This window comes from Streptomyces sp. NRRL S-646, from assembly GCF_000720765.1.
Classification (GTDB): Bacteria; Actinomycetota; Actinomycetes; order Streptomycetales; family Streptomycetaceae; genus Streptomyces.
This window is the reverse complement of the sequence record NZ_JODC01000011.1, coordinates 306755-324034: the sequence shown is the minus strand read 5'-3', so window position 1 is coordinate 324034 and position 17280 is coordinate 306755. Positions and strand designations below refer to the sequence as shown.

The following is a 17280-nucleotide window of genomic DNA, read 5'->3' as shown; positions in this document are numbered from 1 at the left end:
GGGGGCTGGTCGCGCCCCGCGGCGGAGCCGCAAATAGACACAGCCCCGCGCCCCTTTGGGGCGCTCCACCTGACCGGAGGTCATAAGCAATGAGTGTCAACGTCCGCATCCCCACCATCCTGCGTACCTACACCGGCGGGCAGGCCGAGGTCACCGCCGAAGGTGGGACCCTCGGCGAGGTCATTGCCGATCTGGAGAAGAACCACACCGGTATCGCCGCCCGTGTTCTGGACGACCAGGGCAAGCTGCGGCGGTTCGTCAACGTGTACGTGAACGACGACGACGTGCGGTTCGAGCAGGGGCTGGAGACGGCGACTCCGGACGGGGCGGGCGTCTCGATCATCCCGGCCGTCGCCGGAGGCTGACGGAAACAGGTCGGACGGCCGATTATTACCGTCGGTAACGTCGGTTACCAAGAGTTCATCGAATTGCCCCCTCCGTGAGAGAAGCGGAGGGGGCAATTCTGCATGGTTGAGCACGGTACAGTTGGGGAACCTGCTCGACTCCGCTTGCCGGATGCATATGAGTTCTCGCTTCTCGGGCAGCGAGAAGTAGCCAAAGTGTGCAGGTTTTTTGCGTCTTATGCTCCATTTATGGGGCCCGACTTGCCCTGAATTCAGGCGAATTCTCCTTAAAGTCCCGACCGGTCGTGCCCGGAATTCTCGTCCGATTGACCTGTTGCAGACGGCAGTTGGACAGATACATTCAGCCGCGGTCGACGCGTTCCGGCGCACGCCCCCAACCGTGGGGGGTGAGGTCTGACCCGGATCCGCGAAGTGTGGATCTGTGCAAGGGCCAGTAATAGGGGAGTTAGGCATGGCTCAGGGCACCGTCAAGTGGTTCAACGCGGAGAAGGGGTACGGCTTCATCGCGGTCGACGGTGGTGCGGATGTTTTCGTCCACTACAGTGCGATTCAGATGGACGGCTACCGCACCCTGGAAGAGGGTCAGCGGGTCGATTTCGAGATCTCGCAGGGCCAGAAGGGGCCGCAGGCGGACATGGTCCGACTGGCGGCCGGCTGAAGCACGCGCCGGGTTAACTGCAGCGACGTTCTTCTTTTCTTGATCGAAGGGTCCGTACCTCAGGGTACGGGCCCTTCGGCATGTCCGGAGGGGCTGGGTCCGCGGCCTGGCCGGTCCCCCGGAGTGCCTCTGGGGGACCAGGCCAGTACCCGAGAGCCGCTTGCACTCGCAGGGGGCGAGTGCTAATCATTGGCGTTAGCACTCTGAAGGTGAGAGTGACAAAGATGGACCGGGTCGGTGAGGCCCGCAGGCCAGGTGGGGCAAGGAACCACGAGGTGTGCGAGCCGTCCGTCGCGGGCGCGGGCGCGGTCCGAAGGAATCACCCCCAGTCCTGGAGGGACCACTTCACATGGCCAAGATCATCGCGTTCGACGAGGAGGCGCGGCGCGGCCTCGAGCGCGGCATGAACCAGCTCGCGGACGCCGTGAAGGTGACGCTCGGCCCCAAGGGCCGCAACGTCGTCCTCGAGAAGAAGTGGGGCGCCCCCACGATCACCAACGATGGTGTCTCCATCGCCAAGGAGATCGAGCTCGAGGACCCGTTCGAGAAGATCGGCGCCGAGCTGGTCAAGGAAGTCGCCAAGAAGACGGACGACGTCGCCGGTGACGGTACGACCACCGCGACCGTTCTCGCCCAGGCCCTCGTCAAGGAAGGCCTGCGCAACGTAGCCGCCGGCGCCAACCCGATGGCCCTCAAGCGCGGTATCGAGAAGGCCGTCGAGGCCGTCTCCGGTGCCCTGCTCGAGCAGGCCAAGGATGTCGAGACCAAGGAGCAGATCGCTTCGACGGCCTCCATCTCCGCCGCCGACACCCAGATCGGCGAGCTCATCGCCGAGGCCATGGACAAGGTCGGCAAGGAAGGCGTCATCACCGTCGAGGAGTCCCAGACCTTCGGTCTGGAGCTGGAGCTCACCGAGGGTATGCGCTTCGACAAGGGCTACATCTCGGCGTACTTCGCCACCGACATGGAGCGGATGGAGGCGTCGCTCGACGACCCGTACATCCTGATCGCCAACTCCAAGATCGGTTCCGTCAAGGACCTGCTCCCGCTCCTGGAGAAGGTCATGCAGTCGGGCAAGCCGCTGCTGATCATCGCCGAGGACGTCGAGGGCGAGGCCCTGTCGACCCTGGTCGTCAACAAGATCCGCGGCACCTTCAAGTCCGTCGCGGTGAAGGCCCCGGGCTTCGGCGACCGCCGCAAGGCGATGCTGAACGACATCGCCATCCTCACCGGTGGCGAGGTCATCTCCGAGGAGGTCGGTCTCAAGCTCGAGAACACCTCCCTCGACCTGCTGGGCCGCGCCCGCAAGGTGGTCATCACCAAGGACGAGACCACCATCGTCGACGGCGCCGGCTCCACGGAGCAGGTGCAGGGCCGGGTCAACCAGATCCGCGCCGAGATCGAGAACAGCGACTCGGACTACGACCGCGAGAAGCTGCAGGAGCGCCTGGCGAAGCTCGCCGGCGGTGTCGCGGTCATCAAGGCCGGTGCCGCCACCGAGGTGGAGCTCAAGGAGCGCAAGCACCGCATCGAGGACGCCGTGCGCAACGCCAAGGCGGCCGTCGAGGAGGGCATCGTCGCCGGTGGTGGCGTGGCCCTCATCCAGGCCTCCTCGGTCTTCGAGAAGCTGGACCTGGAGGGTGACGAGCTGACCGGCGCCAACGCCGTGAAGCTCGCGCTGGAGGCCCCGCTCAAGCAGATCGCCGTCAACGGTGGTCTCGAGGGTGGCGTCATCGTCGAGAAGGTGCGCAACCTGCCCGTCGGCCACGGCCTCAACGCCGCGACCGGTGAGTACGTCGACATGATCAAGGAAGGCATCATCGACCCGGCGAAGGTCACGCGCTCTGCCCTGCAGAACGCCGCCTCCATCGCCGCGCTCTTCCTCACCACCGAGGCCGTCATCGCCGACAAGCCGGAGAAGGCCGCCGCGCCTGCCGGTGGCGGTATGCCGGGCGGTGACATGGACTTCTGATCGGCCTCTGGCTGATCCGGGTTCCACCGAGGGCGGCACTCCCTGGAAACAGGGGGTGTCGCCCTCGGGCGTGTTCGAGGTCACAGGGGAATTGCTTAAGCGGGTGCAATAATGCGTGTGCACATACCCTTCGGTTAACGCAGCCCCTGCACGAGGAGCCCACCCACGTGACCACCGCCCCCTCCCGCGCAGCCGAGATCCTCTCCCGGCCCACCGCGATCAACGGCCTGACCGTCCCCAACCGCATCGTGATGGCGCCCATGACGCGCATGTTCTCCCCGGGCGGCATCCCCGGCGAGGACGTGGTGTCGTACTACGCCCGCCGGGCCGCCGCCGGCGTAGGACTGATCGTCACCGAGGGCACCTACGTCGGCCACGATTCGGCCGGCAACAGCGGCCGCGTCCCCCGGTTCCACGGCGAGGACCAGCTCGCCGGCTGGCAGAAGGTCGCCGAGGCGGTGCATGCGGCGGGCGGCACGATCGTTCCGCAGCTGTGGCACATCGGCACGGTCCGCAACCAGGGCGACGCCCCCTACCCGGACGCCCCCTCGCACGGCCCCTCCGGTCTGCGCGTCACCGGCGTCGAGGACGCGACCCCCATGACCCAGGCCGACATCGACGCCGTCATAGGTGCGTTCGTCGAGGCAGCGGTCGCGGCCGAGCGCATCGGCTTCGACGGAGTCGAACTGCACGGCGCGCACGGCTACCTCCTCGACCAGTTCCTGTGGTCCGGCACCAACCGTCGTACGGACGCGTACGGCGGCGACCCCGTGGCCCGTACGAAGTTCGCGGCGGAGATAGTGGCGGCCGTGCGGGAGGCCGTCTCGCCCGAGTTCCCGGTGCTGTTCCGGTACTCGCAGTGGAAGCAGGAGGCGTACGACGCGCGTCTCGCCGAGACGCCGGAGGAGCTGGAGGCCATCCTCGCGCCGCTGGCCGCGGCCGGTGTCGATGCGTTCCACGCCTCTACGCGGCGGTACTGGCTGCCGGAGTTCGACGGCTCCGACCTCAACCTCGCCGGGTGGACGAAGAAGCTCACGGGCAAGACCACGATCACTGTCGGGTCGGTCGGGCTCGACGGGGACTTCATCCGGGGGTTCGCGGGGGAGGGGTCGCCGGTGCGGGGCATCGACGACCTGCTGGACCGGCTGGAGCGCGACGAGTACGACCTTGTCGCGGTCGGGCGGGCGCTGCTGCAGGATCCGGAGTGGGCGGCGAAGGTGCTGGCGGGACGGGTCTCGGAGCTGAAGCCGTATGACGCGGCTGCGCTGCGCTCGCTGAGCTGACATTCCGTGCGGGGTGGTGGGGGTTGCTGTCCCTGGGGGCTGCGCCCCCAGACCCCCATCGGCCTTCGGCCTCGTCCTCAAACGCCGGACGGGCTGGGGGGTGCCGGACGGGCTGGGGGGTGCCGGACGGGCTGGAATTTTCTGGGCAGGCCGACAATGGGCGCATGCCAAACGTTCTTGCCCGTACCGCCACCCCCGCCGACCTCGACGACATCGTCTCCGCCTTCACCACCGCCTTCTTCCACGACCCGGTGTGGGGGCCCGTCTTCCCCGACGAAGAGCGGCGCGCCGCGCAAGCAGCCGTGATGTGGCGGGTCTACGTGACCTCCGCCCTGCGTTACCCCTGGACGCTGGTGACGCCGGGTGCCGAGGCCGCCGCGGTCTGGATTCCGCCGGACGGGGTCGAGCTCACGTCCGAGGAGACGGAGGGGCTGGAGGGCCGTCTTGCTCGCGCCACGAGCCCTGACACTGCCCGGGCGATCATGAGGATCGGGGAGCAGTTCGAGGCGGCCCATCCCAGCGAGCCGTTCTTCTACCTCACCATCCTCGGCACCCACACCGACCACCGCGGCAAGGGCCTCGGCATGGCCCTGCTCGCCGAGAGCCTCGCCCGTGTCGACGCCGTCGGCGCCCCCGCCTACCTGGAGTCGACCAACCCCGCCAACCTCAAGCGGTACGAGAACGTCGGCTTCAGCGCACGCGACGAGATCGTCACCGCCACCGGCCAGGTCGTGACGACCATGTGGCGGCCGGCGGCCTGACACTCTGGTTGCCGAGGTCAACTACGGCTAGCGTTCCGGGCATGAGGATCCTGCACCTCTCCGACACCCACATCGAGCGCACCGACGCCCCCAACAGGCACGGCGTCAACGCCACCGAATCCCTCCGCCTCATGCTCGCCGAGCTGCGCCACCAGCGGGGCGTGGACGCGATCGTCGTCACCGGTGACATCGCCAACGACGGGGCGGTGGAGGCGTACACGACCGTACGAGAGCTGCTGACCGAGTTCGCGCTGCCGCTGAACGCGCCCGTGATCTGCACGACCGGCAACCACGACGAGCGCGAGGCCTTCGGCAAGGTGCTGGGGAGCGGGCATCTGGCGGCGGACGGGGCCGAGCGGGCCGAGACGGTTCTGGAGTCCGCGGCGGGCGAGCGGGCCGCGGTCAGCACGGTGGACGGGTGGCGTCTCGTCACGCTGGACTCGCTCGTGCCGGGCAAGGTGCACGGGTGGCTCGGCGCGGAGCAACTGGCCTGGCTGCGGCGCGTGTTGGCGACCCCCGCGGGGAAGGGCACGGTCCTCTCGCTCCATCACCCGCCCATCGCGCTCGACGTCGGGACTCAGCGTGCCTTCGGCCTCCGTAATCCGTCGGCCCTGGCCGAGGCGATCCGTGGCACCGATGTCCGCGCCGTCCTGACCGGCCACTTCCACCTTCAGCTCTTCGGGCTGCTCGAGGCGGTCCCGGTCTGGGTCACGCCGGGCGTGGTCAACCGCATCGACCTGACGACACCTCCGGGCACCGAGCGTGCGGTGCGCGGGGCGTCGGCGTCGTTGGTGGAGCTGGGCGACGGCTCGGCGGGCCCGATGTTCCACACCTTCCATGCGCGTGACCCGCGGGCCCACGAGACGGTGTACGAGATCGACGAGCAGCAGACGCGGGCCTTTATCGAGCGGCACGGCTAGCACGCCGGAAGCCTCCGAGCCTTCCCACCTCCCAGCCTTCCAACAAGGAGTCGATGATGATGACAGTCGTGCGCACCGCCGCCGGTGCGGTGCGTGGGCGCCAGGAGAACGGGCTGACGGTGTTCCGCGGCATACCGTTCGCCGAGCCGCCCGTAGGCGAGGCCCGGTTCCAGGCGCCGCGTCCCGTACGCGCCTGGGAGGGGACGAGGGAGGCGTACGCCTTCGGTCCGCCGCCCCCGCAGGAGTCGGGCTTCCGGGGCCGTGCGGGTGTGCAGGACGCGCCCGAGGGCGACGACTGGCTGACTGTCAACGTCTGGACACCGGAAGCGGATTCGGCCACTCGGCGGCCGGTGATGGTGTGGGTCTACGGCGGGGCCTACAAGCTTGGGCATTCCGGCAGTCCCGGCTACGACGCCCAACGCATTGCGCGTGACGGTGACTTGGTCGTCGTGACGCTCAACTACCGGGTGGGGATCGAGGGGTTTTCGCTCATCGAGGGGGCGCCTGCCAATCGGGGGCTGCTCGATCAGGTGGCTGCGCTGGAGTGGGTGCGGGAGAACATCGCCGAGTTCGGCGGGGATCCTGGGCAGGTGACCGTCTTCGGCGAGTCGGCGGGGGCTGGGTCGGTGGCCTCGCTGCTGGCCATGCCGAGCGCGCGGGGGCTCTTCCGGCGGGCGGTCGCACAGAGCGTGCCGGGGACCTACTTCTCCGGCGAACTGGCCCGTGACATCGCGTCCGCCATCGCGGAGGAGGCGGGGCTGCGGCCGACGGCGGCCGATCTCGCGACCGTCGAACCCCGTCAACTGACCTCGGTGGGCGAGGCGTTGAGCGCGAAGATGATGTCGTACGCGGACCGGTGGGGGCAGGTGGCTCCTACGGCCACGCCCTTCTCCCCGGTGGTCGACGGCGAGGTGCTGCCGTGCATGCCCTGGCAGGCGCTGAAGGCGGGCGCGGGGAAGGACATCGACCTGCTCGTCGGGCACAACCGGGACGAGTTCCGGCTGTTCCTCGCGCTCGGCGGGATGCTCGGCAAGATCGGGGAGGAGCAGGCGGGCTGGGCGCTGCGGACGTTCGGGCCGGGGCCGGACGGGGAGCGGGCGTATCGCGCGGCCTTCCCGGAGGCGACCCCGGGCGAGCTGTTCGAACGCGTCCAGACGGACTGGCTGTTCAACATGCCCTCACTGCACCTGGCGGAGGCGCAGGTCGCGGGCGGCGGTCGCGCTCACCTCTACGAGCTGACCTGGCCGGCCCCCGGTGGCGGGGGCGGCCTCGGCGCGTGCCACGGCCTGGACATCCCGCTGCTGTTCGGCACGTTCGAAGCGGACCTGGGGCAGCTGCTCTTCGCGGGTACGGGGGCCACCGCGGAGGGGGAGGCGCTGTCGTCCCGGTTCCGCGAGTCGTGGACGGCGTTCGCGCGGACGGGGAATCCGGGCTGGCCGGCGTTCGAGACGGAGGAGCGCCTGGTCCAGGTGCTGGATGCGGAGCCGAAGGCGCAGGTCGGGCCGTATCAGGAGGAGACTTCGCGGCGGCTGTGGGAGGGGTACGAGTTCGCGCCGCTCCCGCTCCTCAAGTAGGACGAGGGCCGGGCTACAGGTTTCCCAACGGCTCGATGTCGACCTTCACCGGTGTGCCCCAGACGCGCAGCACCTCGTAGTCGGTGAACTCGTGCACCAGCCGGTACGCCATCGCGGGGCGGGGCCCGCGGCGCTGAGCGGCCAGATACAGCTCGGCCTCGCGCCGGTCCCGCCTCGGCGTCCCGCACAGGTGCCAGGTCTGGCCGTTCCACGCCTCCGGCAGCCAGCGCTGCTGGGGCTGCGGGCGGTCGGCGCTGACGCCGTAGCGGGAGGGGGCGGTCTCGGTGGTGTGCGGGGGCACGGGGCCGCCGTTGAACTCGGCGCGGCGGGCCGCCCGGCGCCGGGTCTCGCAGAGCAGGCAGAGGTCGTGGGCGTTCTCGTCGACCGGGCCGTTCGGGTGCTCGGGGCAGCGGGTGGCGGGCGCGGCGCCGGTGACGCTCTCGTCGAGGAGGTCCAGGGCGCGGCGGAGGTCGGCCTTGACCTCGTGGAGCTTGCCGTCGGGGGTGTCGCCGGTGAGGGCCTCGCCGTGTTCGCCGAGGAGGCGGAGGGCTCGGCCCAGGGCGGTCAGTTGGGCGTGGTTCATGGGTATCAGTCTGCGTAGTCCTTGAGTTTCTCGGTATCCAGGGTGATGTTCACGGGGGAAGGGATCTCGACGGTGGCGCCCCACGCGTAGCTGGGAGACTGCTGGTACCGGCCGTCTTTGGGCTCGCTGAAAACGGTGATGGTGTTGTTCTCGCGGTCGATGAGGAGGTAGATGGGGATGTCGGCTTCGGCGTAGCCGATGGGCTTGTCGATGCGGTCGCGTTGGTCGGTGTCGCGGTCGTGGGAGGTGATCTCCAGGGCCATCAGGATGCCGTCGGTCTCGGACCACTCGCCATGCTCAACGAAGTGATCCACAGGGGCGAGTGCCGCGTCCGTGCGGGCACGACCCTTCCGGTATGCCTCAGCCTTGACCCCGGACTCGGGTACGAGATCAAGGTCAGGGCGGTGGAGCAGGAACTGGCGCACCAGCCACATGTAAATCGAACGGTGCTTGCCATCCGGCATCGCCTTGACCTCTAGTTTTCCGTTGATGTACTCCAGCCGGACGGTCTCCGGCGACCGATGCTCCAGCTCCTCGAAGTCCTCGACGCTGAGTGGGGCCTTCGTGCGGACCCGCCCGTTGATGAATTCGAGCCGCACGTTTCGCGGGGCCCTGCGGGCAAGTTCCTCGAAGTCCTCGACGGACATCTGTGGGCGCTGAGCGGTGCTGGGGGTCATGGCGTCGCCTCCTCCCCTCCATCGTGCCCCGGGGTGGTGTCGTCGGACCGTAGGAGCGGTCATACGGGTGTTCTCTCTTGTGGTTTCTCTTGTCGCTTCAGTGACATGGCAGCGCGGATCTCGGCTGCGCGTGCGTGGATCACTGGGGCGGGCGGTAGTGCGGAGGGGTGTGCGGGGGCGCGTTCGCTCCGACAGCCGCTGCACACGCCCCCGGGGAGCGCCTCCGGTCGGCCCGGGACCCCGCACTCGGCGCACTCCAGGAAGCGGCGGGGTGGTCGCGGAGCAGGGCGCTCCGGCGGGAGCTTGTCGGTCAGGCGGCGGCGGACCAGGGCCGCGGGATGGTGGACCGGGGTGGGCAGGCCGCTGGTCAGGGCGTGGAGTACGACCTCCTCGGTGGCCCCGCGGGTGAACCACTCCGCCACCAGCGGGGCGAGGGCGGCGCAATCGGCCTGCGAGAGGGAGAGCGCGGGGGCCGTACGGCCGAGGGCGGCCAGGAGGATGTGGGCGCGGGAACGGGTGCGGCGGGGCCGGTCCGGCGGTTCTTCCGGTACGTCGCCCCGGGTGAAGGCCGCCCACCAGTCATCGCCCCGTGCGGTGCGGGAGAACCACGATCGGGTGATCCAGCGGACGTTCTCGGTGCCGGGCAGTCGCTCGCGTCCGCGCTGCAAGTGCCCCGCCTGTTGAAGGCGGTTGAGCGCGGTTCGCAGGGCGCACTGGCCGTACGGCAACTGCTTGGCCAGCGTCTTTACGGAGATGTCAGCACCGTCGGCGAGGCGGTCGATGTACGCGGCGATGGCGGCTTCGCGGGGTGGGAGGTGGGCGAAGTCGTGGGCCGTGCGGCGGTGTTGATCGGGGGCGCTGCGCTTTCCGTAACCCGGATTGGCCACGGGGTGTGGGGAGGCGTGCGCGGGCAGGGAGGCGGCACTAAGCTGGGCATCAGCCATGGGATCGAACTTGTCCTTCGATCTTGTAGGTCAAGCCCCCGCAGGTGTTGGTAGCACCTGGCGGGGGCTGTTCGTTATGCGGGCACGCTAGACGATCGTGACTCTGCGTGGCAAACCGAACGCGTCACGTCAACTCGCAGGGTGGGAGGGCGGGTTGAGGCCCTCCAGTCATTCCTTGAAAAGGGGGCTCGGGGCTGGCGGCTTGAGCTTCGGGAGGGTTCGTCAGGTCGCCCAGTAGTCGCGGTCCGGCAATTCCACCCAGTGGTCCGGCGGGCCGACGACCCCTCGGGCGCCGGTCGGGCGCAGACCGGCGTACGCGAGCGAGTAGGCCACCGCCTGGTTGCAGTACACGTACGAGAACAGGACCTCCTCAGAGCTCTCGCCGACGTCCGGGCCGCCGCCCGGGTGCAGGTCCCAGCCCTCGCAGACGCCGTCGCGGTAGATGCTGCCCTGGTTGCCGCTCTTGGGATTCGCGTACAGGCCGTAGGAGGCGGTGCCCGCGGAGAGGAGGGCGTGTACGCCGGGCATCGAAGGGCCGTATCCCCACGGCTGGGTGACGACGCATCCGCCGGGCACGGTCGTCACGCCCACGAGCCTCAGCGTCTCGTCCAGGTCGTAGGCGTAGGGTTCCTCCTCCAGCTCGGCCATCAGCTCGGGGTCGGCCGGGGTGGCCTCCAGGCGGCGTATCGCCTCCGCGGCGTCGATCCCGGCCACGCACGCCAGCCCCAGGCCGTCGTCGTAGAAGTCGCCGAGGGCCGCGATGAGCCGTCGGCCCTCCTCCGCCACCGCGCGCTCGGCCTTCGTCAGACCGGGCTGAGCCTCGGGCAGGGCGGCGAACAGGTCGGGATCCGGCCCGGCGAGGCTCAGGCGGGCCGGTGTCCAGCCGCCGGGCCCGGCCCACCCGGGGTCGGCTCCGGTGGCGACCAGCGCTCGCGCGTTGTCCGACCGGCCTGCCACCACCGCCTCCCACAGTGCCGTCGTCCCGCCCTCCAGCGCGTCCGCGTCCGCCACGCGCCGGGCCAGTTCCGCGACGACCTCGGGCGAGCCGAACAGCGCAGCCCGGTGCAGGGGGCGCGAGCCGCCGACGCCCCACCGCTCGGGATCGGCGCCCGCGTCGAGGCGCCGCCGCACGTCCTCGTGGTCCTGCCAGCCCCGGTAGTCCATGCCGGCCCAGCCGCCGCCGTCTGTGCGCGTCATCCCGTGCCCCCTCCGGCTCGTCGATCTCCGTACCCACACCTTCGCAGACACCACTGACATTCAGTAACTCGACTTTGTCGCTTGACTTGAGCAGTTGACAAACTCCATGATGAAGCCATCGCAAGGCGCTGTGGATCGAAGGCCGGGAACGCTCGCAAGGCCGTCGGTTCGCGTCTCGCCCCACTCCGCACCGACCAGGAGGAACTCCGATGACCGACATGATCGCCGTCGCGTACCCCAGTGAGACCGTTGCCGAGCAGGCGCTCATCGAACTGCGCGCCCTGCACACCGAACACACGGTGCACGTCGCCGACGCGGTGCTGCTCACCCGTGACCACAACGGTGAGGTGAAGATCCCCGGCAAGCCCCATCCCGCCGCCTCCGGTGCCATGGGCGGTGCGCTGTGGGGAGGTCTGATCGGGCTGCTGCTCCTGCAGCCCCTGCTGGGCGCCGCCATCGGCGCCGCTGCCGGCGGAGCGGTCGGCGCGACGGCCGAGGACGACGAACGGACCCAGTTCATCAAGAGCCTCGGCCAGCGCCTGGCACCCGGGCACGCCGCAGTGATCGCGGTGATCTACGACGCCACCGCGGACAAGGCGCTGCCGCGTATCGCCCGCTTCGGCGGCGAGGTCCTGCACACCTCACTCAGCCAGGCGGACGAGGACGAGATCCGCTCCGCTCTGCACGCCCATCAGGCGGCAACGGTTGGTTAGCGGGCCCGCACGCCCTCGACGAACGCGGCCCATGCCTCGGCTCGGAACACGAGCTTCGGGCCGAGGGGGTTCTTGGAGTCGCGGACGGGGACGACGCCGGGGTGGGCGTCGGTGACTTCCAGGCAGTTGCCACCGCTGCCGCCGCTGTACGTCGACTTGCGCCAGCGGGCGACTTCCAGGCAGTCACTACCGCCTTGGCTGTAGCTCGACTTGTGCCAGGTGGCCGTGCTCAGGTCGTAGTCAGGGGTGTTCCTCATAGGCGTAATCCTGTGCCAACGCCTCGATCAGGGCCAGGGACTTCTCCTGCGAGAGTGCGGAGGCCACGAGGAGGTCAAACCTGAACCTCTGTTGGGTGACCGTGGCGGGGTCGTCCTCCAGACGTCCGATGGCCACGCCCTCGTAGTAGACCAGCGGTGGGGCGTCCTTGAACTCCATCAGCTTCAGGGCACCCTGCATCGCCGCGTGCGCACCTGCGCTGAACGGCAGTACCTGAATGATGACCCGGTTCCGGCGGCCCAGACCTGCGACGTGACGCAGGGCCTCTGCCATGACCCCGCGGTCGCCGGTCTCCCGACGCAGCGCCGCCTCGTCAAGTACCACCCACAACAACGGCTTTGTTGGGTGGTCCAGTAGACGAGTCCGCTCCATCCGGCCTTCCGTCCACTCCTCGACGGTCTCCTCCGGTGTCGTCGGGTCGTACGCCCGGTTCACGGCCCGTGCGTAGGCGGGTGTCTGCAGCAGCCCGGGGATCAGGAGCGGCACGTACTGCCTGATCGCCGTGGCTTGCGCCTCGGCCTCCGCCGCCTCGGCGAAATGCTCCTCATACTTCGACTTGGCCGCCGCCCCGCAGTTCCGCAGAAAGAAGCCCCCCGTTCCCAACTCCTCATCCAGCAACCGCGCATACTCCGGCTGCATCCGCCGAGTCCCCGCCTCCAGCTGCCCGATGAACGAGCCGCTCACGAACAGCCGTAGCCCCAGTTCGTCCTGGCTCAGTCCGACCTTCTCGCGCGCGTGACGCAACTCCGCGCCCAGCAACGCCCGCGGCGAAGACGACGGATCGAGGTCCTTGGGTCCCGGCATGTGCAACTCCCTGTCGGACATCGGGCGTTGTTGGAACGTGTCGTATGGCCAGGTTAGGGGCGTTGCGGACACGCTGTGTTGCGAACAGCAAACTCAGCGTGGAGGTATGAGCGACGTGCGGTCGACCGAAGAAGTCGTCGAGAACCTGCGGGAGGCCCTCACGGGCGTCGGGGTGGCCCTGCCGTCCCTCTGCGTCGATCCCGTGACCGGCGCGAGCGAGGAGCCGTTCGCGCTCGTCGACCTCGGCCGCTGCAATGTCCGTACCGCGGAGAAGCTGGCGTCCGTGCTGCGGGGGGAGCGGCCGGCGGTCGGTGCGTACGCAACCGATGTGCGGGACGGGCGGGTCGGTGAGGTCATGGGGCATGTCGGTGGGCGGGTGCAGTTGCGGCCGGTCGGCGGCGGGCGGGAGTGGGAGTGCCCACCGGAGGCGGTGGGGGCCGCGCCGCCGGAGGAGGTGCTGCGGGCTCGGGTGCGCAGCCGTAACCGGGAGGCTCGCCTTTCGTGAGGGCCCGGCGCCGCGACCCGTCAGGTGAGGGTGAACCAGGCGACGAGCAGGGCGGCCGCCAGGCCCACGGCACCCAGGATGCAGAAGACGACAGCCAGGGCGCCGCCGTCGTGGCCGTCGATGAGCATCCGCTTCGGGTTGTCCGGGTCGTAGAAGACGGTCACGGCCGCGCCCGGGCGGAGGTCGCCGACCGAGTTGCTCGCGACCGACGACACGGTCTCCACCGTCTGACCGTCCCCGGTCACCCACCGAACCACCGGCTGGTACATCGTGCGGTTCGAATCGAAGTTGCGGTGGGTCTTGAACCCGACGACCGTCGCGCTGGTCTGCGCCCCTTCCTGCCGCAGCCTGCGTGCCCGACGCCCCACGACGACACCGACGGTCATGAACACCGTCCCGAGCAGCAGCGGAACACCCGCCCCGATCAACCCACCCATGAAAACCTGTGACTCCTCGTCGCCCGGACCTGTCGCCGCACGCTACTTCAGCGCTCAACGGGGCCGCACTTTGGTGAACTGGCCGCATGAAGATCCTCACACCCCGCGCACTCCATGCCCTCGAACGCTTCAACTCCGCGCACCCCTGGGACCACAACGCCCACTACCACCCGTGGCTGATACGGCAGTTGCCCGGCAGCTTCGGCCGTGCTCTCGACGTGGGCTGCGGGACCGGTGACCTGGTGCGGCTGCTGGCGGGGCGGGCGAGGGAAGTGCACGGGGTCGACTCGGATCCGGGGATCGTGGGCAGGGCGAGGGAGTTGAGCGGCGATCGGTACGGCCACGTCACCTACTCCGTCGCCGACGCGCCAGGTGGGCTGCCTCCGGGGCCGTACGACGTCATCACCTGCGTCGCCGTTCTTCATCACCTGCCGCTCGCCGAGGCGCTCACGCGCTTCCGGCAGCAACTCGCGCCCGGCGGCACGCTGTTGGTCGTCGGGCTTGCCCGGGAGGAGACCTTCGGCGACCGCCTGCTGAGCTACGCGTCGATTCCGCTCAACGCCGCCACCGGGTGGCTGAAGAACCGCGGCCGTACCGCGGCCCGGCCCCCCTCCATGACCGCCGTGACGCGGCCCGCGGACGTCACGTACGCCGAAATCGTGCGCGAAGCCCGACGGGTCCTGCCCGGCGCCCGCCTGCGCCGCCGTCTCTTCTGGCGGTACACGCTGGTTGCGCGTGCCCCGCGGGCCGATGGGGTCCGCGGGGCGTGCGCCGGGCCGGGAAGGATCAGTCCTGCGGGACGCTCAGGAGCGTGATGATGCTGGAGAAGACGCAGACGTCGTTCTGTACGGCGGTGATCAGGACCCGGTGCTGACCGGGCTGGTCCGTCGGGAACGGGTCGGTGTGGATCCAGCAGGGGGCGTCGAGCTCGGCGTAACGGGCGAAGACCACATCCATGGAGAGCATCGCGGCCGGCGGCTGCACCGCCGTGTGGCTGGCCTGGCGTGCCGCTTCGAGGAGCAGCATGCCGGGGGCGTGGTCGACGGGGTGGTCGAAGAGCACGGGGTGGTTGAGGTCGACGCGCAGCTGGTGGCGGCGCGGCGAGTCGGTCGGCGAGAGGACGACGTCGGCGAAGTCCTCGCGGGCGACCTGGGCGGGTGCGGCCGGTGGGGGCAGGGGCAGCGCGCGGGCGATCGAGGCGTCGAGGTCGGCGTAGGTGCCCCGCAGGCGTTGGTAGAGCGCGGGGGCGGTGTTGGCGAACCGGGTCTGGGCGGTGCCCACCTGGACACCGTCCCGGATCACGTCGACCTTCATCAGCATGGAGGCCAGACGGCCCATGCGCCGGACGACTTCGTGGCAGCTGACGCGGAGTTCGACCGCGGTCGTACCGGCGGTGGTGGCCAGTGCGGCGGGAGTCAGAGCGAAGCTGAAGTGGCTCCATGCCTGGCGGTGCCCCGCCGGGGCGTCGTAGGCGGCGTGGCTGAGCAGCGGTATGCACTGGCGGATCGACTCGGCGAGCAGCATGGGGTCGTGCAGGCCGTGCTGCGGTCCGTAGAAGGCGTGGTCCTGCGGCCAGTCGGCGTGGACGGTGAAGACGTCGTTCCCGTTCTGGCACCACTGAGTCAGCAGTACTTCCGAGGCGGTGAGCTTGTGCACCTGCTCCTGGGTCACCGGCACCCAGGTCGGGGCGGTGGCGTGGACGTGCTGGATGGTGCTGGACATACGGAATCCCCCTGAGACGTATGTGAGCGCTGCGGCTGGCAGCCGCAGCCCCATAAACATAAAGAGTGCTCTGTTTGTTTGGCTCAAGGCCCGGTAAAGGGTCACTCATGGACCGATCAAGCCATGTGGGGCAACGGCTTCCGGATCGAGGTCGTTTCGTGGGCGAACGGAGGGGCTGACCGGTGCACTGGACACCCCTGAAGGCCCGTGCGTAACCTGGTGCCTGTTCTAACCAAGAGAGTGCTCTGTTTATTTGGCAAGGAGGTCCAGTGGCGCAGCCTCAGCAGGAGCGTGCCGTGCGGACAAGGGCGGCTCTCATCAAGGCGGCCGCCGAGGAGTTCGACCTCGCGGGGTACGCCGGCACGAGCACCACGAAGATCATCAAGCGGGCCGGGTCCACCATGGGGGCCCTGTACTTCCACTTCGGCTCCAAGGAGGGCGTGGCCAGGGCGGTCATGGCCGAACAGGCCGCCGACCTGCCGGAGCTGGTCGGGCGCAGCGGACTCCAGCGCCTGGTCGACCTCACCCTCGAACTGGCCCAGGAGCTGCGGAGCAACGTCCTGCTGCGGGCCGGTGTGCGGCTGGCCGTCGAGCAGGGCGCCTTCGGCATCCAGGACGACACCGCCTACCAGCTGTGGATCACCCGGTTCAAGGAGGAGCTCATCGTCGCCGACGCGCTCGGCGAGCTGCGCGAGGGCGTGGACCCCGCCGGGTTCGCCCGCGTGCTGGTGGCCGCCTACAGCGGAACCCAGCTGCTGTCCCGGATCAGCACCGGCCACGAGGACCTCCGGGAGAGGATCGTCGAACTGTGGCGGTACTTCCTGCCCGCCGTCGCCACGCCCGACGTGATCGGCAAGCTCGACTTCGGGATGCGGGGACCGGAGGCGGCGCAGTGAGCCCGGACGGCGAGGCGAGGCCCTGGACCGTCGCGGTGACGGGCTCCACGGGCTTCATCGGCTCCGCGGTGGTGCGCCGGCTGGCCGTCTGCACGGCTCCCGGCGGAGGGCCGCTGCGGGTGCGTGCACTGGCCCGCGGCGCGGGTGCCGAAGCGCCGGGCGAGGGCACGGTGGAGCGGGTTCGGGCCGATGTCACTGACGCGGCGTCACTGCACGCTGCTTTCAAGGGCGCCGACGCCGTCGTGCACGCCGTCTCCTACGTCGGTTCCGATGCCCGGCAGGCCTGGTCGGTGAACCTCGACGGGACCGCTGCCGTCATGGCGGCCGCCCGGGAGGCCGGGGTCGACCGGATAGTCCACTTCTCCACGGCCGCCGTCTACGGCGCCGGCCCGCACCGCGGGATCGACGTCGACGAGGTCGACGCGGAGCCCGTGTCCGAGGCCAGCCGCAGCCGCCTCGCCGCCGAAGGGCCGGCCCTGGCGGCCGGTGCGCTCGTGCTGCGGCCGGGTCTGGTGCTCGGCGAGGGGGACCGCTGGGTGGGGCCGGCCTTCGCCGAACTGACCCGGCGCGTTCCGCCCGAGTGGGACGGTGGCACGGGGCTGCTGTCCCTCGTGGACGTGGACGACCTGGCGCGGCTGGCCGCGGCCGCCGTCACCGTGGACATGCCGGTGCGGGGGGTGCATCACGCGGCTCATCCCGTCCCGGTGGCGAGCGGTCGCCTCAGACGGGTCCTGGCCGGACACGGTCTCGCCGAGCCCGCGCGCGGCGACGCCGACTGGGCGCAGTGCACCGCGCTGCTGGCGCATACGCAAGGTCGTTGGGGGCAACGGCAGTTGGAGCTGCTGGGCCGGGACCACTACTACCGCAGTGACCTGATCTGGGAACTGCTCGCCACCGACCCGGGCCCGGGCCCGCTCGAGCGACTGGGTACCTCCTAGGGCCGGTCCTGGCGCCAGGGCGACTCCCTCAGGCCCCTCTGTCTCGGTGAGGCAG

The 17280-nt window shown here is 69.8% G+C and carries 20 protein-coding genes; 12 read left to right on the top strand and 8 right to left on the bottom strand.

The annotated features are described in order from the left end of the window. Positions 1–89 precede the first annotated feature (89 nt). The 7 genes from IH68_RS0130165 to IH68_RS0130135 all read left to right on the top strand — a co-directional run bounded on the left by IH68_RS0130165 (position 90) and on the right by IH68_RS0130135 (position 7533). Positions 90–365 (top strand): MoaD/ThiS family protein, encoded by a 276-nt coding sequence (locus IH68_RS0130165; protein WP_030941262.1) that lies wholly within the window; start codon positions 90–92, stop codon positions 363–365. A 451-nt stretch (positions 366–816) separates the two neighbouring features. Beyond that, positions 817–1023, top strand: coding sequence for a cold-shock protein (locus IH68_RS0130160; protein ID WP_016436693.1), 207 nt, complete (start codon positions 817–819; stop codon positions 1021–1023). A gap of 349 nt (positions 1024–1372) precedes the next feature. Further along, the gene (groL, locus tag IH68_RS0130155; RefSeq protein ID WP_030941260.1) at positions 1373–2995 is read left to right on the top strand and encodes a chaperonin GroEL; all 1623 of its coding nucleotides are present in this window, start codon (positions 1373–1375) and stop codon (positions 2993–2995) included. A gap of 167 nt (positions 2996–3162) precedes the next feature. Continuing rightward, on the top strand, positions 3163–4278 hold the full coding sequence (locus tag IH68_RS0130150) for an NADH:flavin oxidoreductase (protein WP_030941258.1): 1116 nt from the start codon (positions 3163–3165) through the stop codon (positions 4276–4278). A 164-nt stretch (positions 4279–4442) separates the two neighbouring features. Next, positions 4443–5039: a GNAT family N-acetyltransferase gene (locus tag IH68_RS0130145; RefSeq protein ID WP_030941256.1), complete on the top strand. Its 597-nt coding sequence runs from the start codon at positions 4443–4445 to the stop codon at positions 5037–5039. A gap of 41 nt (positions 5040–5080) precedes the next feature. After that, a complete protein-coding gene (locus IH68_RS0130140) occupies positions 5081–5959 on the top strand; it encodes a metallophosphoesterase (RefSeq protein WP_030941253.1) in 879 nt (292 codons plus the stop codon). A gap of 53 nt (positions 5960–6012) precedes the next feature. Then, positions 6013–7533 carry a carboxylesterase/lipase family protein gene (locus IH68_RS0130135; RefSeq protein WP_051833801.1) on the top strand — a complete coding sequence of 507 codons (1521 nt, stop codon included), beginning with the start codon at positions 6013–6015 and terminating at the stop codon, positions 7531–7533. Between the two features lie 13 nt (positions 7534–7546). On the opposite strand, the gene IH68_RS0130130 is transcribed toward IH68_RS0130135, so the two are convergent. The 4 genes from IH68_RS0130130 to IH68_RS0130115 form a co-directional block, all read right to left on the bottom strand. Next, complete coding sequence (locus tag IH68_RS0130130) at positions 7547–8116, bottom strand: hypothetical protein (RefSeq protein WP_030941248.1); 570 nt, start codon at positions 8114–8116, stop codon at positions 7547–7549. A 5-nt stretch (positions 8117–8121) separates the two neighbouring features. After that, on the bottom strand, positions 8122–8793 hold the full coding sequence (locus IH68_RS0130125; protein WP_234341672.1) for a Uma2 family endonuclease: 672 nt from the start codon (positions 8791–8793) through the stop codon (positions 8122–8124). A 59-nt stretch (positions 8794–8852) separates the two neighbouring features. Next, positions 8853–9737 carry a hypothetical protein gene (locus IH68_RS0130120; protein WP_199931942.1) on the bottom strand — a complete coding sequence of 295 codons (885 nt, stop codon included), beginning with the start codon at positions 9735–9737 and terminating at the stop codon, positions 8853–8855. A 222-nt stretch (positions 9738–9959) separates the two neighbouring features. Continuing rightward, positions 9960–10934 carry an ankyrin repeat domain-containing protein gene (locus IH68_RS0130115; RefSeq protein WP_030941242.1) on the bottom strand — a complete coding sequence of 325 codons (975 nt, stop codon included), beginning with the start codon at positions 10932–10934 and terminating at the stop codon, positions 9960–9962. Positions 10935–11143: 209 nt separating this feature from the next. Between IH68_RS0130115 and IH68_RS0130110 the strand changes: the two genes are divergently transcribed. Continuing rightward, positions 11144–11647, top strand: a complete 504-nt coding sequence (locus IH68_RS0130110) for a DUF1269 domain-containing protein (protein ID WP_030941240.1) — start codon at positions 11144–11146, stop codon at positions 11645–11647. Here the strand turns inward: IH68_RS0130110 and IH68_RS0130105 are convergent. Both IH68_RS0130105 and IH68_RS0130100 read right to left on the bottom strand, forming a co-directional pair. Beyond that, a complete protein-coding gene (locus IH68_RS0130105) occupies positions 11644–11904 on the bottom strand; it encodes a DUF397 domain-containing protein (protein ID WP_030941237.1) in 261 nt (86 codons plus the stop codon). The two genes, IH68_RS0130110 and IH68_RS0130105, sit on opposite strands and share 4 nt — an antisense overlap. After that, a complete protein-coding gene (locus tag IH68_RS0130100; protein WP_030941235.1) occupies positions 11888–12727 on the bottom strand; it encodes a helix-turn-helix domain-containing protein in 840 nt (279 codons plus the stop codon). The genes IH68_RS0130105 and IH68_RS0130100 overlap by 17 nt, the downstream gene beginning before the upstream one ends. Positions 12728–12842: 115 nt before the next feature. Between IH68_RS0130100 and IH68_RS0130095 the strand changes: the two genes are divergently transcribed. Continuing rightward, the gene (locus tag IH68_RS0130095) at positions 12843–13232 is read left to right on the top strand and encodes a hypothetical protein (RefSeq protein ID WP_030941233.1); all 390 of its coding nucleotides are present in this window, start codon (positions 12843–12845) and stop codon (positions 13230–13232) included. A gap of 20 nt (positions 13233–13252) precedes the next feature. Here the strand turns inward: IH68_RS0130095 and IH68_RS0130090 are convergent, their stop codons facing one another. After that, the gene (locus IH68_RS0130090; protein ID WP_078912660.1) at positions 13253–13669 is read right to left on the bottom strand and encodes a DUF3592 domain-containing protein; all 417 of its coding nucleotides are present in this window, start codon (positions 13667–13669) and stop codon (positions 13253–13255) included. 86 nt (positions 13670–13755) lie between these two features. Here IH68_RS0130090 and IH68_RS0130085 point away from each other — a divergent pair, with 86 nt between their 5' ends. Beyond that, positions 13756–14484, top strand: a complete 729-nt coding sequence (locus IH68_RS0130085; RefSeq protein ID WP_063763556.1) for a class I SAM-dependent methyltransferase — start codon at positions 13756–13758, stop codon at positions 14482–14484. Here the strand turns inward: IH68_RS0130085 and IH68_RS0130080 are convergent. Next, positions 14456–15391 carry a ScbA/BarX family gamma-butyrolactone biosynthesis protein gene (locus IH68_RS0130080; protein WP_234341671.1) on the bottom strand — a complete coding sequence of 312 codons (936 nt, stop codon included), beginning with the start codon at positions 15389–15391 and terminating at the stop codon, positions 14456–14458. The genes IH68_RS0130085 and IH68_RS0130080 overlap by 29 nt on opposite strands. A gap of 269 nt (positions 15392–15660) precedes the next feature. Between IH68_RS0130080 and IH68_RS0130075 the strand changes: the two genes are divergently transcribed. Together IH68_RS0130075 and IH68_RS0130070 are read left to right on the top strand one after the other, a co-directional pair. After that, the gene (locus IH68_RS0130075) at positions 15661–16287 is read left to right on the top strand and encodes a ScbR family autoregulator-binding transcription factor (protein WP_030941224.1); all 627 of its coding nucleotides are present in this window, start codon (positions 15661–15663) and stop codon (positions 16285–16287) included. Beyond that, the gene (locus IH68_RS0130070) at positions 16284–17225 is read left to right on the top strand and encodes an NAD-dependent epimerase/dehydratase family protein (RefSeq protein WP_030941221.1); all 942 of its coding nucleotides are present in this window, start codon (positions 16284–16286) and stop codon (positions 17223–17225) included. The genes IH68_RS0130075 and IH68_RS0130070 overlap by 4 nt, the downstream gene beginning before the upstream one ends. Positions 17226–17280 lie beyond the last annotated feature (55 nt).

Coding starts and splice junctions, on each gene's coding strand:
- IH68_RS0130120 (WP_199931942.1), bottom strand. CDS start 9,737: ATGGCTGATGCCCAGCTTAGTGCCGCCTCCCTGCCCGCGCACGCCTCC.
- IH68_RS0130165 (WP_030941262.1), top strand. CDS start 90: ATGAGTGTCAACGTCCGCATCCCCACCATCCTGCGTACCTACACCGGC.
- IH68_RS0130145 (WP_030941256.1), top strand. CDS start 4,443: ATGCCAAACGTTCTTGCCCGTACCGCCACCCCCGCCGACCTCGACGAC.
- IH68_RS0130135 (WP_051833801.1), top strand. CDS start 6,013: ATGATGATGACAGTCGTGCGCACCGCCGCCGGTGCGGTGCGTGGGCGC.
- groL (WP_030941260.1), top strand. CDS start 1,373: ATGGCCAAGATCATCGCGTTCGACGAGGAGGCGCGGCGCGGCCTCGAG.
- IH68_RS0130140 (WP_030941253.1), top strand. CDS start 5,081: ATGAGGATCCTGCACCTCTCCGACACCCACATCGAGCGCACCGACGCC.
- IH68_RS0130085 (WP_063763556.1), top strand. CDS start 13,756: ATGAAGATCCTCACACCCCGCGCACTCCATGCCCTCGAACGCTTCAAC.
- IH68_RS0130090 (WP_078912660.1), bottom strand. CDS start 13,669: ATGGGTGGGTTGATCGGGGCGGGTGTTCCGCTGCTGCTCGGGACGGTG.
- IH68_RS0130105 (WP_030941237.1), bottom strand. CDS start 11,904: ATGAGGAACACCCCTGACTACGACCTGAGCACGGCCACCTGGCACAAG.
- IH68_RS0130110 (WP_030941240.1), top strand. CDS start 11,144: ATGACCGACATGATCGCCGTCGCGTACCCCAGTGAGACCGTTGCCGAG.
- IH68_RS0130115 (WP_030941242.1), bottom strand. CDS start 10,934: ATGACGCGCACAGACGGCGGCGGCTGGGCCGGCATGGACTACCGGGGC.
- IH68_RS0130130 (WP_030941248.1), bottom strand. CDS start 8,116: ATGAACCACGCCCAACTGACCGCCCTGGGCCGAGCCCTCCGCCTCCTC.
- IH68_RS0130125 (WP_234341672.1), bottom strand. CDS start 8,793: ATGACCCCCAGCACCGCTCAGCGCCCACAGATGTCCGTCGAGGACTTC.
- IH68_RS0130160 (WP_016436693.1), top strand. CDS start 817: ATGGCTCAGGGCACCGTCAAGTGGTTCAACGCGGAGAAGGGGTACGGC.
- IH68_RS0130080 (WP_234341671.1), bottom strand. CDS start 15,391: ATGTCCAGCACCATCCAGCACGTCCACGCCACCGCCCCGACCTGGGTG.
- IH68_RS0130100 (WP_030941235.1), bottom strand. CDS start 12,727: ATGCCGGGACCCAAGGACCTCGATCCGTCGTCTTCGCCGCGGGCGTTG.